Here is a 12607-nt window from a genome sequence, read left to right as displayed (position 1 = left end):
CAACCGAGCAGAGGTTTCGGCATCAGGGGTAATAATCAAGGTGCAGATGATGTCCCGGTGGCCGGCGACTCTTTAACCGGCGCTACTGTGTCAAGGTACGCGCTGTCTGAAATTTCGGTCCAATTGCGGATACGCCTGAGATATTGCGCCTGCGCTTCGATAATCTCTGCAGCCAGCGGATCAGACTTCGCCATCTCATCGAGCAGATCTTCGTTCGCGGCTTTCAGCGCTTCAATGATCGGCTCGGGGAACCGACGGATTTCAATCTCCGGGTGCTCAGTTTTCATCGTAGCCCAGCTCTCAGCGTTCATATGCATGCTCTGGGCATACATGTCATGGGCGGCCGCCCGAATGGCCACGCGAAGAATCTCCTGCAGATCTTCCGGCAACTTCTTCCATACCCTGGCATTGATCAGGAACTGCAGCTCGGCTGCAGGCTCATGCCAGCCTGTATAGTAAAACCTGGCCACCTTGTGGAAGCCCATTGGCAGGTCGAGCGCAGGTCCTACCCACTCGAGCGCATCTATAGTGCCCCGCTCCAATGCGGTATACAGCTCCCCGGGCGCGATGTTGGTCACAGCGATACCCAAGCGCGCCATCACCTCTCCAGCGAAACCTGGCGCGCGCATCTTCAGGCCTTTGAGATCCTCCTGGGATTTGATTTCCTCCCTGAACCAGCCCCCCATCTGATTTCCTGTGTTGCCACCTGGGAGAGATATGACACCCAGGGGTTCATAGACGCGTTGCATCAGCTCCAGGCCGCCGCCGTAGTAGAACCAGGCGTACTGTTCCGGTGTCGTCATGCCAAATGGCATCGTGGTGAAAAAGATCGAGTTCGGCACCTGGCCTTTATAGTAGTAGGAAGCGGTATGACCCATGTCGTACTGCCCACCCCGAACAAGATCCAGTATGCCGAAAGGCGCCTTGTGCTTGTTCGCCGAGTCCACACGAATATCGAGCCGGCCATTCGACATCCGTCTGGCCATCTCGGCCATATTACGTGAGGTTTCACCGAGAATCGGTGTGCCGGTGCCCCAGGTTTCGGCGAGGCGCAGACGATACACCCTGTCATCCGCTTCTGCGGCGACCAGTTGTGCGCTGCCAACAGTAAGGACAACCAGGGCAAGAATGACGAGTGTTCGATAAGAAGGCATCAGGCAGATCTCTATTCGTGAATGTCAGGCGATAGCGACTCTGTCCCGGCCGCTTTGCTTGGCATTGTAAAGCGCTTTGTCTGCGAGGCCCAGCAGCTCCTTTGGATGGCCGGCCTGTTCCGGCCAACTGGCGATACCCAGTGAGATAGTGGTCACCCCGAGCTTCTGGCCCTGATACATGACCTCGTGTTTGCGCAGTGTTTCCAGCAGGCGCTGCGCGCACTGCCAGGCATGACCGGAATCCGTACCTGGCATGAGGATGACGAACTCTTCCCCGCCAAAACGGCAGATGATATCGGTATCCCGAAAATGCGCGCGAAGGGCATCGGCAGCAGCCTGCAGCGCGGCATCTCCCGCTTCGTGACCATGGGCATCATTGAACCGTTTGAAATTATCTAGATCCCCCATGATGATAGTGAGCGGCGAACGGCTTCTCAAGGCGACTGCAGTTTCATGGACGAGCAGTTCATCGAAAAAGCGGCGGTTCTTCAGGCCTGTCAGCGAGTCCTCGTAGGAAAACTTTTCCAGCTCATCCCGCAGCGACAGACTCGTGAGGGTAACGGCAGTCTTGTCTACTGCTCTTTCTATGGACTGGAACAGCTGAGCACCACCAAAACCGGTTTCTCCGGCGGGCGGACCGTGCAAAAACAACAGGCCAACCTTGAGATTCCCGTACTTGGTATTTTGTATGGTCAAGCGGAAACACCACTGACTGCCGGCGTCGAACTCTTCTTCATCGGCGATGCTTACCGGCAATCTGTCTGGATCTGTATCACCCCAGACACAGACCCTGGAGAAGCGGCGCGACTCATCAGGCCGGAAGTAGGCTGAACCGTGCATGGGGCTGCAAAGCTCTGGCATACGGGCACCCAACACCGCAATGGCTGCCCTGAAATCGTCACTACCCTGCATCTCGGAAATGACGTCGTTCAGCAGGAGCGCCTTTTCATTATTGAAGCTCACGATCTCGGCTCGTCCTCTCTCGAGCTCCGCCAGTTGCTCGAGCCGTCGTGTTCTCACCGCCACCTTGCGCTCGAGTGAAGCGTTCATACGCTTCATGATCCGCTGGGTCCGGCTGTAGCTCCACAGCGAAAGCACCACCACCGCCGTAGAAAAGGCCAACGAACCCCAGGCTAGCGGCACGCGGGTCCACGACAGGTATCCATGGGCCACTGCCATGTCTGTCAGCAGCAGGGCCAGATACATGACGCAGGCCGTGAGCATGACCCCCTGCTCCCATGAAATTCGTTGTACCTTGCACACCACAAAGACCACCATGACTAGCATGGACACCAAGAACAAGGCATCGAAGACCGGAAAGGTGCTGGCGAGACTGAATGCTCCAGCATAGGCCAGCGCCGGCGCAGCGAAGGCATAAGCAAGGTGGATGCGCCATATCCAGCCAGCAACGTTGAATGGCTTCCTCGTCAGCCAGAGTTCGAGCAACAGCGCAACCGCAACAGGCAGAAGATAATACGAAAACGCACGCAGGTAGACCCAGAATAGTGGCTGGTCCCAAATGAGCTGACTGGCTTGACTTTCAGCCAGAATCATCGCGCCGGAGGCCAGGGAAAACAGCGCCAGTGTGCCAAAATGGCGACGATTTGCCTGGAACAAGGCGAAGACCAGCGCTAGCAGGCCGATCGTCAGTGTGAAGCCGCTCACCACCAGACGTTCAACAGAGTTTTTGAGAATGAACAGTTCGAGGTCCGAGCGCTCCATGACCTTTACTTCGCCCCACAGACCAATATCTGTGTAGTCCGAGAAGATGCGAAAGTGAAGCATGCCCCCATCGAGATCTTTCGGCAGATTCACCCGGTGCCATGGCCAGCCTTCGAAACGCCCTTGCCCCTGGGCATCGAAGTTGCCGTACTGATAAATCTGTTGTCCATCGAGAAAGACCTGCACAATCAGGTCGACGCTGAAGATGTAAAGGACCGGCTCATGCAGATGGAGGCTTGGGACCGGGACCCTGAACCAGACGTTGGTGTGTGATTCGCGATTCGGCGGGTTGGACGGAAACCCTATAGCCTGCCACTCGCTGGCATCTTCATTTTCAGCCCACAGCGGCACCCCATCTGGCGAAAATGGTGAGTCGCCCCATCGGTACTGCCAGTCCTCATCCAGTGGAGTCGTTGAATCAGCCAGTGCAAAGGCGCTGCCACACACGAGCAGGAGACTGAGCAGCCAATGCATATGTTTGGACATGGGACGATTCATGGTAAGCAGAAGACAGGGACCAACGCCGAAGGCCTCAGTACAGGATGAAGGAATTAAGCATAGGCTATTTCGGGCCAATTCATAATCAGGCGTGTTGAACGACCGTTCAATTATGCAGCGGAGACCTTCACAAAAACTGTGAGTTGTACGCTATGCCAGGCTGAGGCTAGACTGAGGATTATGCTAGGGCCTTGCCCTATTTTGCGCGCAGGACAATACCGCGATGTTCAGACAGCTGCTTCTTTTCTTCTGTGTACTGATACCGATGGGCGTGGCCGCACAAGTACCGTCTGATCGCCTGCTGGACCGTCCGCTCCATATTGTTACCGAAGAGTGGAAACCCTACGTGTATAGTGACGCTGAAGGACAGGTCAGGGGCAGTGACTGGGAAGTCGTTGAAGCCGTCTTCAGGAAACTGGGGGTAGACGTCACACTCGAGTTCTGCCCATGGAAACGATGCCTCGCACTGATGAAGTCAAAAGATGCTGATGCCATTCTGGGCGCCAGCTTCACCGAGGATCGAGCAAAATTTCTGGTATACCCTGACGAACCGCTCTCCACTGCACTGACGGGAATTTTCGTCCGCAGGAACGCGCCTATCGAATACCGCTCGTTGGCAAGCCTGAAAGCGCTCAGGGGTGGCGCGATGCTGGGCTATGAATACTGTCCGGAAATCTCCGCCGCCGAGCTGAATCTCGAACGTGAACGGCAACTGGCGGCCAACTTCGCCAAACTTGCCCTCCAGCGCATCGATTACGTCATTGCCAACCTCGTCGTAGGCCACCAGCACGTCAAGGAGCTCAACCTGCTCCACCGAATCCAGGCCATACCGGGCGCCCACTTCTGTGCAGGAGAGTCCAACTACCTGCCCTTCGCCCAGAAGCCGGACCTGGGATTACTCATCAAGGCATTCGATGCCGAACTTCGCTTCTTCAAGACGACCCGTGAATTCCATGCCATCCAGACTCGCTACGGTATGCCGGACTCTGCACTGGCAAACCACTGACAACGGAGCGTTCTGCAGTTTACCTGGGCCTCAGTGAAGCCCTATAATGCCCGCCGTCATGCCTCCGTAGCTCAGCTGGATAGAGTAGCGGCTTCCGAAGCCGTTGGTCGCAGGTTCGAATCCTGCCGGGGGCGCCACTTTCCTGAATACACAGCAGACAACCTCACAAGGCTCTATTCGCCTGACGCGTCATCAGCCGTCACTGCAGTGTTGACAAGCCCTGCCAAGATGCTTGCTACCGCTTCGACCTGCTCGTTATTGAGCTGCTCACCTGGTTCAAGCATTTCGTGGCGGCGTGAAATGTATTCAGGATCGTTATACGCGACGAATATTTCACCCTCCTCGCCTTGATACACCAGCATTTTTTGCGGCAGATCAAGGGCAATCGACTGTCGCACATTGATCATGGGCGAGCCGACCTGAGGATTGCCGAATACAAACAGGCTCGTTGGTCTCAGCGACATATCAGCACTCGCCGCATCAGCGGCATAGTCGATTTCAGCCATCACTTTTAGTGCACTCTGAGACTCAAGGGCCTGTCGGAGCTTTTGGTGGGTAGTCTCAAAATCGTTACCACTCGTGAGCACCACTATGCCCGCGCCCTTCTCTACACTCCCGGTGCCTTCCTGATGTGGACCAACCTCAGAACCGCTCGCAGACTCGGTCAGGGTCTTGAGCCTCTTACGGAGCTGATTCAGTGTCTCAAGCTCGCCAAGGGCGTGGCGATCACGAAGATATTCCACGCCGTTGAAGGCTAGCTTGACGCTACCCTGCGGATCTTCGTAGGCCAGTATTTTCTGCGGTAGATCAAGCGCCACCTGCTGATTTTTCTGCAAAAGGGGTACATCCAGAGCAGGATCCGAAAACAGCAGAAGAATCGTTGGCGGAATATCGATATCCACTGATTTGGCATTCGCCTGATGGTCCAGCCGGGCCACAACGGTCCCCCCCTCTCCGGCCGTCACTGCCTGCTCCAACTCATCCATCGCCTGACTGGCCGAACGCCTGCTCGGTACCGCCTGAACACCTTGGGGCGCCCCACCAACCGCAGGCATGTTCTCCGTAGGGGTGTCTGCGCTGATCGACTCGGGAGCGTTGACGGAGCTATCGTCACAAGCGGCCAGGAAAATGGCCAGGAGGGATGCGGAAGTGCCTGTTCTGAGGATTGATCTGATTGATGGCTGCATATAACGGTCCTGATCAGTTCACGAAGAATATTCACGCCCGTAAAGACCGGCGCTTTCAGAGTGATACGTCATTCATCTCACATGGACCAGTCAGGATCAGGCAGAACGACTTCGCCAGTACACACCGAGACCGGCTAATATGGCGATCGGCAGGCTGCCCGGCAGTGCAACTTCAACGGGATTGTCCGGGTCTGGACCAGCAGGACCCTGTTGGCCGTCGTAGAAGGTGACCAGCGTTTCGCCGCCATAGGTTGCACTCAACACAGGCGGGCAATCGTCTGAAAATGGCTCACAGCCAATTGGAACGTAGTCCACATAACTCTCGAACGCGAAGAGATAAGTATCCTTCACCGACGCTCGCTTCATGAAATCAAAAGTCTGATCGCCATATTGCTCGTCGAACAGGAACATTCGCAGGGTCGCATTGAGATCATGAGCCGTACCATCGGGAAATAACTCACCATAGCCGCCCTCGAGCCATGGCGAGGCGCCATTGCCGTCTAGCGTCCGGAAATAGACTCCCGTGTACAGCACTTCATCCGAGGTGGAGGCATCGCCATCTTTGAGGTCGAGCGCAAAATCGAAGTCGATCTGCTCCGGCGCCCAGTTGACATCGATCATGATCTGATCAGGCAGCTGAACTGTCCCGGCTTCAACAAGCGGGGCAGAAAGCAACATGAGCACCAGCGAGTTGACTCTAGACACTGCAGGCAGCGGTGACGACGAATAAAACATTGATGGCCTTCCTTGAAAATTCACTGGTATATAACTTCCTTCCGGAACCAGATCCCGGTTGCCTGGGGCAGGCGAATGTCGAGGTGATGGTAAAGGATGTCGTCCGAATTACCTAGGGCCCATAGTTCAAAATTGAGACAAATTCCATCGAATGTAAAACCCGCTGCGTAAGTAGCGTATAACTACAGTTCCACAAGATAAGGAAACACCTCATACATGGATACGATCATTACTGGTAAACGCCCGAAAATAGCCGTTCGCCGCGAACTTACCCTCTGGAAGCCATTCTCGGCGGTGTTGATAATGCTCTGGCTCACAGGGTGCGGTATCAACAATATCCCGACCTATGATGAGCAGGTGAAATCAGCTTGGTCGCAAGTTGAAAACCAATACCAACGCCGCGCAGATCTAGTGCCCAATCTGGTCGAAACCGTCAAAGGATTTGCGGAGCAGGAGCGTGAGACCCTCACGGCTGTCATCGAAGCCCGCGCCAAGGCCACTTCGATTCAGGTTGATGACAGTATTTTGAACGACCCCCAGAAACTGCAGCAGTTCCAGCAGGTTCAGGGCGAGTTGACCAGTGCGCTCAGCCGCCTCATGGCAGTCTCTGAACGCTACCCTGACCTCAAGTCCAATCAGAATTTTCTTACCCTGCAGTCTCAGCTTGAAGGCACAGAAAACCGGATTGCGGTGGCACGACGGGACTTCATACAGGCGGTACAGCAGTACAATACGGAAATCAGAACCTTTCCAGGACGGATCTGGCATAGCCTGATGTACAGCGACATGCCGATACGAGAAAACTTCGAGGCCACGGCGACCAACGCTGATGAGGCGCCGAAGGTCGAATTTTGATGCGCATCCCAGCCACCCTCCTCGGCCTGTTGTTGTCCTGCATTCATATCAGCGCCTGGGCAGCCGAACCGGAGTTTCCGGAACTCACTGGGCGAGTGGTTGACCAGGCCGACATGTTGCCACCTCCGGCCGAGGCCCGGGTTTCCCAGCTCTTGCAAAATCATGAAGCCGCTACGACTGAACAGCTGGTCGTAGTGACATTGCCTGACTTGCAAGGTCAGGCCATCGAAGAGTTTGGTTATCAACTCGGCCGCGCATGGGGCATCGGCCAGGCCGACTCCAGCAACGGGGCTCTGCTTATCGTTGCCAAGGAAGAGCGGAAGATTCGCATCGAGGTCGGCTACGGTCTTGAAGGCCGTCTTACAGACGCTCAGAGCAAGGTCATCATCGATCAGATCATAACACCCGCCTTCAAGCGCGGCAGATTTGCTGAAGGCATCGAAAACGGTGTCGCGGCAATCATTCAGGTGCTGGGTGGGACACCAGTCGCCACTCGTACACCTCAGGGAGCTCAGGGCGAGAAACCAACCCCTTCGATCGTCGCCGGCATCCTCTTCATCATGCTCACCCTCACTTATCTATTCGGTGGAGGCGGTCGTGGCGGCGGCAAGCGCCGAGGCATGGGAGGCCTGCTCGCTGGGGCAGTGTTGGGCTCGGTGCTGAGTCGAGGCGGCGGAGGCGGAGGTTTCGGCGGTGGTGGCTTTGGCGGCGGAGGTGGCGGCTTTGGCGGCGGCGGCGCCTCAGGCGGGTGGTAACCCTGAAGATGAACATGCCAAATTTTCGACCGAAATTTCACAAACATCTCGAAAAGGTAGATTGATGTCGCTGCTGACAAAGGAAGAATGCGCGCAGGTTGCTGCCGCTATTGAAAAAGTCGAACAAGGTACTGATGCAGAGCTGGTCACCGTCCTGGCTCGACAGGCTGATGACTACACCTACATTCCGCTGCTGTGGGCAGGCATCGTCGCGCTCATACTGCCGGGGGCAGTGAACTACTTCACTGAGTGGTATAACGCCCATCAACTATTGTTGATTCAGTGGATGGCTTTCATTGGTCTGAGCCTGCTATTCAGAATTCCGCAGATTCTTCGTCGACTCGTGCCAGATTCCGTCGCTTACTGGCGTGCCTCGAACCTGGCGCGGCGCCAGTTTCTTGAGCAGAACCTGCACCGCACGACCGATGCTACGGGTATGCTGATCTTCGTATCTGAGGCCGAACACTATGTCGAGATTCTCGTCGACAATGGCATTTCGGTCCGGCTTCCGGATTCCACTTGGCAGATCATTGTGGATGATTTCACGGCCCAGGTCCGGGCCGGCAAGACCTTGGCCGGTTTTATCGGTTGCATCGAAGCATGCGGAGATCTGCTTGCCCAGGAACTGCCTGCGACTCATCGTCGAAATGAACTTCCCAACCGGCTGGTGATCCTTGAGTAGACCCAAGAGGCCAGTGATTACAGAGCACCCACCAAAAGCGTCGTCGCCGTGTAGGCATAGGCTTACAGAGTTTGGAGATTTTCGCTCTAGGATCCGTTCAAAATTTAACCTATTGTATGCGGCATCAGCAGATTTAACGACGAGCTGGTGCAACGGCCAGGAGGCAGCGCCCGGATCAAGGATGGTCCAGCCAAGGATGGCAGGGCAGGAACGTTGTGTTAAGACCCCGATATGGATATCGAACGGCAAAGGCAGGATGCCACCGCCACTTCGCTGATGCGACCAGGGATTGGACGCATCAGCTACCCGGGAGACCAGTTTACTGGTCGGCCCGGACTTTTCTTTTCTGTCGCCTCAATCCTGTTTCAATGACACCGTCAGCGCTTCCTCGAGATAAGCTTCGATCGCACCCCCTACGGCTATCTGTGGCTCTGAAGGCGTGAACCCTTCGGTAGCCTCACGTCGGGCAATCACTACCCGCGCCAGTTCGAAAGCGTCTTGAAAGTCACGATTGTTCTCGAGCGCTTCGACCAGAAAGGCACGGCCGAAATAAGTGTACTCGGCATCGTCAGTACATCCGAATGATGTTCTATCCGCGCGGGACGCCGTGATCACCATCGTGGTGTCATCTGCCAGCAAGGGGATGTGTCCGCCCGAGTAGCAGCTGGATACGATGACGACCTTCCACTTGAAGCCGCTGCTGGCCAGGAGTGACGCGAGACCCGCTGCAGGTAGATCGTTCAGCGGAAGATTGGCCAGAACCGTTCCGATGTCGTGATTCTCGCCGCCATGGCTGGTGATGAAGAGATACAGCACATCTTCTTTCGGCTGCGCGATCCGCCCAAGCCACTGAAGACTGGCTGCAAGATTTGAGCTTATGGCCAAGGCCTGTGTGTCGACGTTATCACCATCATTGATCAGGCTCAGACTTCGACCGCGCGTGCCAAAGCTGTCGTCAAAACGTTTGCGAGCAAATCGGACCTCATTTGCGAATACCTTTTGATCGCCCCATGGCGCGTAGCCAAGAAAGTAGGCATCAACCTCGCCTGGCTTTGAAGGCTCCAATGCCAGCAATTGCTGTTTCAGCAGATCCGTCTGACTCGTCAACACCGCTTCGGCATTGAGCATCGGCAAATCTTCAGCCTCTCCTGATGCTTCTGCCAGTGCATATCGCGCAGGCACCCAAAATTCGAAGGGATACAAAAAATATTGAGGCGACTGGGCAACGATGGCGAAGGCAAGTCCAGCCAGCCATCTGCGTACAACAGCGCCTTCACAATCAGCACGAGCGGCATGCTTGAGTACACGAAAGATCACCAACAGCAGCCAGAGCTGTATCAGCCAGTAGAGCGCCCAGGCGAGTGTTCCCCCAGCACTTGAATTCTTATACAGCCCCGATATGAGTTGCATCCAGAAGGCAGCATTGAGAAAAATCACCGGGAAGCGAAACTGCAGCAGCCGGCTGCCGAGGCATCTGCTGATCAAGTAGCCCGAGAGTAGAACCAGAAGGATAAAGAAGGCCTCAGGGAAAATGCCTTCGGCCTGCAACAGGACAGGTTCATCAATGCCTGCTTTTTGCAATCCCGCCACGAGCAGCAAATTGAGGAGGACTATGCTCCAGAACGCAGTCATTGAATAGCGGAAGCCGATCTGTCCAAAAGGTCGGAACAGCACAAGCCTCAGGCCTGCGATCAGATTGTATAACAGCGTTGGCAACATGCCCGATATCCCGAATAAAAGCAGATCATCCTAGCAGCGGACGATCCGGCACACTAGCGGATGGCTCTGAGCAGCGCGAGCAGGTCCGGCGCAAACTGCGCAAGCCCCGCAAGCCTGCCTGCGAGATCGAGCCCATCCTTGCGATTTTCCAACAGGTTATGTTCAACCTGATCTACCAGATCGTGCAGATAGCGTTCGCCACGCCAGCGGTTCACCAGCCACTCACTCAAGGGCGCAAGCGCTGGCGTCAGCACCACGGCGACACCCAGGCCACCAACGGCACCAGCTACACTGACCCAGGCTGGCATGCCGCTGAACTGCAGCCACAGTGCGCCCCACCATGACTGCGAAGCCACGTAGACTGCTGAAGCTGTGGCGCTGCCAGCTGCCAGCGCACTACCGAAGGTCGCGTTGAGCCCGCTGCCTCGAGAGATCACACCGATGAGCATGAACACCAGGAGATCCCTTGTGCCCTCGCTGGGCGTACTCAGCCGCTCGAGCTCACCCGCCAGGTAGCGCTCCACCGCGTCAAGGCGGTCTTCGCCAGCCAGTTCCTGGAGCAGCGCCTGGGCATCGTCGAGCTGAGGATCGGCCTCCAGCAGTCGCTCATGCAGCTTGAACTGAAGACCTGGAAGATCGAGCAGGTCATTGCGAATGACAATCAGCATGGCCGCTTCCATACCGCTCAATACTTTTGGACTGCCGGATTCCTCAGGTCCACTGCGGCGCAGCAATCCTCTCATCCCACGCCACACGGTCCGCGGCATGCTGACAAGATCCCTGGGAATATCACGGCGGTATTGCCAGTGCCGTCTGGCAATAGAACGGGCGGATAACAGTTCGCCCTTGGAGACGTCACCCACACGAGCGCGAGCGGCGACAAAGTGAGTCTTCACAATTGCACGTAACTCGACTTCAATGTTCTGTCGTTCAGGCTGATGCTGCACGTCACGTTGCTCCACATTATTCAGTTCATCGGCCAAAAACTGGTCTCCACGCCTGTTCGCCATGTAAACTGCCCGGCCCGCACACCAGAGCACATTATGCAGACCATCCAGGCTCAGCCACTCAAGGCAGATCTTCTGCTTGTCATCGTCACCCTGCTCGCTGCAGCGGGCTGGATTTTTTCACGAGAAACTCTGCAGGGCATGCCTCCCCTGCTGTTTATCGGTATACGCTTCCTGGGCGCTGCGGTACTCCTGGCACTGCTGTCCAGGAATCACATGATGACGACGACGAAATCACAGTGGCAAGCCGGTCTGCCGTCTGCCATCTGTTTCTCGCTCGCGCTGGTAGTGTGGATCCATGCGCTGCAAAGAACGGAGCATGTTGGCGTCGGTGCCTTCATCACCAGTCTTGCCATCGTGCTCGTACCTGTGGCCGGCTGGCTGATTTACCGCGAACTGCCTCAGCGTGCGCAATGGTATTCACTGCCGGTATCGGCCGCCGGGCTGGTATTCCTGGCCACCGATGATCTGACACAGCCTGACCCGGGGCACCTGCTATTTGCAGTGGCTGCAGTACTCTTCGCTATACACTTCACCCTGACCGGCCGCGCTGTGCGTCTATTGCCCGCGCTGCCGCTAACGATTACCCAGCTCGCCATGGTAGGTCTCGTCACCCTGGTGATATCCGCCCTTGTGGAGTCATGGCCAGGTAGCATCAGTCCGGTCATCTGGGGATGGCTTCTGGCCAGCCTGGTGCTGGCCACTGCCATGCGATTCTACCTGCAGACCCATGCTCAGGCCCTGTCTTCAGCAAACCACGCCGCCGTGATACTGACCCTGGAGCCGGTGTTTACCGCCTTGCTGGCTGCTTTCTGGCTCGGAGAAACACTAAACACAGCTCAGCTGACTGGCTGCCTGCTGATATTCGGTGCCATGCTCATCGCCCGCTGGCCTGTCATCAAGGCGCTGTTCAGCAAGCGAAAGGACGCCTCATAACCAAGTATCCCGGTAGCGTCAGGCGTCGACACTTCTCATCGCCTGATCCTGGTATTCGGCATCGCCCTCTTCCGTCATGTCGCCCTTCAGCGAGGGCGCAATCGACTGGCCGTTCGGCGACCGATGCTGCAGCCAGGCCTTGACCGCCTCTTCCGCTTCATTCAGGTCGCTGAAGTCTCCGCTGCTGACACTGGCCAATAGCAGATTTTCAACAATTTCGATCCTGTTTTTCATTAGTCAGTCCTCTCTTGCGCCTGTACTCATGCCATACGAATGAGTCTGAGGCAAACCGCCCTCACGCCCTGTTACGTATCCCGATGCAAGCTGTGTATCCAGGCGTCAGTTGGGCCT

Annotated in this window: 12 protein-coding genes and 1 tRNA gene; 6 read left to right on the top strand and 7 right to left on the bottom strand. The window is 56.2% G+C overall.

The window, feature by feature from the left end; translation table 11 throughout:
- Positions 1-35: 35 nt before the first annotated feature.
- Complete coding sequence (locus tag ABD735_RS01855; protein WP_344802702.1) at positions 36-1154, bottom strand: TRAP transporter substrate-binding protein; 1119 nt, start codon at positions 1152-1154, stop codon at positions 36-38.
- Positions 1155-1178: 24 nt separating this feature from the next.
- Complete coding sequence (locus ABD735_RS01850; protein WP_344802700.1) at positions 1179-3362, bottom strand: sensor domain-containing diguanylate cyclase; 2184 nt, start codon at positions 3360-3362, stop codon at positions 1179-1181.
- A gap of 235 nt (positions 3363-3597) precedes the next feature.
- Here ABD735_RS01850 and ABD735_RS01845 point away from each other — a divergent pair, with 235 nt between their 5' ends.
- Positions 3598-4380, top strand: coding sequence for a substrate-binding periplasmic protein (locus ABD735_RS01845; protein ID WP_344802698.1), 783 nt, complete (start codon positions 3598-3600; stop codon positions 4378-4380).
- A 60-nt stretch (positions 4381-4440) separates the two neighbouring features.
- Positions 4441-4517, top strand: a tRNA-Arg gene (locus ABD735_RS01840).
- Between the two features lie 36 nt (positions 4518-4553).
- Here ABD735_RS01840 and ABD735_RS01835 read toward each other — a convergent pair.
- Positions 4554-5567, bottom strand: coding sequence for a DUF302 domain-containing protein (locus ABD735_RS01835; protein WP_344802695.1), 1014 nt, complete (start codon positions 5565-5567; stop codon positions 4554-4556).
- Positions 5568-5663: 96 nt separating this feature from the next.
- The gene (locus ABD735_RS01830; protein WP_344802693.1) at positions 5664-6302 is read right to left on the bottom strand and encodes a hypothetical protein; all 639 of its coding nucleotides are present in this window, start codon (positions 6300-6302) and stop codon (positions 5664-5666) included.
- Between the two features lie 303 nt (positions 6303-6605).
- On the opposite strand from ABD735_RS01830, the gene ABD735_RS01825 reads away from it, so the two are divergent.
- From ABD735_RS01825 to ABD735_RS01815, 3 genes are all read left to right on the top strand, one after another.
- A complete protein-coding gene (locus ABD735_RS01825; protein ID WP_344803772.1) occupies positions 6606-7157 on the top strand; it encodes a LemA family protein in 552 nt (183 codons plus the stop codon).
- On the top strand, positions 7157-7912 hold the full coding sequence (locus ABD735_RS01820; RefSeq protein WP_344802691.1) for a TPM domain-containing protein: 756 nt from the start codon (positions 7157-7159) through the stop codon (positions 7910-7912). Before ABD735_RS01825 ends, ABD735_RS01820 begins: the two co-directional genes overlap by 1 nt.
- A 64-nt stretch (positions 7913-7976) precedes the next feature.
- Positions 7977-8594, top strand: coding sequence for a TPM domain-containing protein (locus ABD735_RS01815; protein ID WP_344802689.1), 618 nt, complete (start codon positions 7977-7979; stop codon positions 8592-8594).
- 354 nt (positions 8595-8948) lie between these two features.
- On the opposite strand, the gene ABD735_RS01810 is transcribed toward ABD735_RS01815, so the two are convergent.
- Positions 8949-10313, bottom strand: a complete 1365-nt coding sequence (locus tag ABD735_RS01810; RefSeq protein WP_344802687.1) for a C13 family peptidase — start codon at positions 10311-10313, stop codon at positions 8949-8951.
- 53 nt (positions 10314-10366) lie between these two features.
- Positions 10367-11296 (bottom strand): hypothetical protein, encoded by a 930-nt coding sequence (locus ABD735_RS01805; RefSeq protein ID WP_344802685.1) that lies wholly within the window; start codon positions 11294-11296, stop codon positions 10367-10369.
- A 60-nt stretch (positions 11297-11356) separates the two neighbouring features.
- On the opposite strand from ABD735_RS01805, the gene ABD735_RS01800 reads away from it, so the two are divergent.
- On the top strand, positions 11357-12256 hold the full coding sequence (locus ABD735_RS01800; RefSeq protein WP_344802683.1) for a DMT family transporter: 900 nt from the start codon (positions 11357-11359) through the stop codon (positions 12254-12256).
- Positions 12257-12274: 18 nt separating this feature from the next.
- Here the strand turns inward: ABD735_RS01800 and ABD735_RS01795 are convergent, their stop codons facing one another.
- On the bottom strand, positions 12275-12490 hold the full coding sequence (locus ABD735_RS01795) for a hypothetical protein (protein ID WP_344802681.1): 216 nt from the start codon (positions 12488-12490) through the stop codon (positions 12275-12277).
- Between the last annotated feature and the right edge of the window lie 117 nt (positions 12491-12607).

The sequence above is a fragment of the Allohahella marinimesophila genome (assembly GCF_039538005.1).
GTDB classification, from domain to species: domain Bacteria; phylum Pseudomonadota; class Gammaproteobacteria; order Pseudomonadales; family Oleiphilaceae; genus Allohahella; species Allohahella marinimesophila.
Note: the sequence above shows the minus strand (reverse complement) of the source record. Positions and strands in the feature narration are given on the sequence as shown.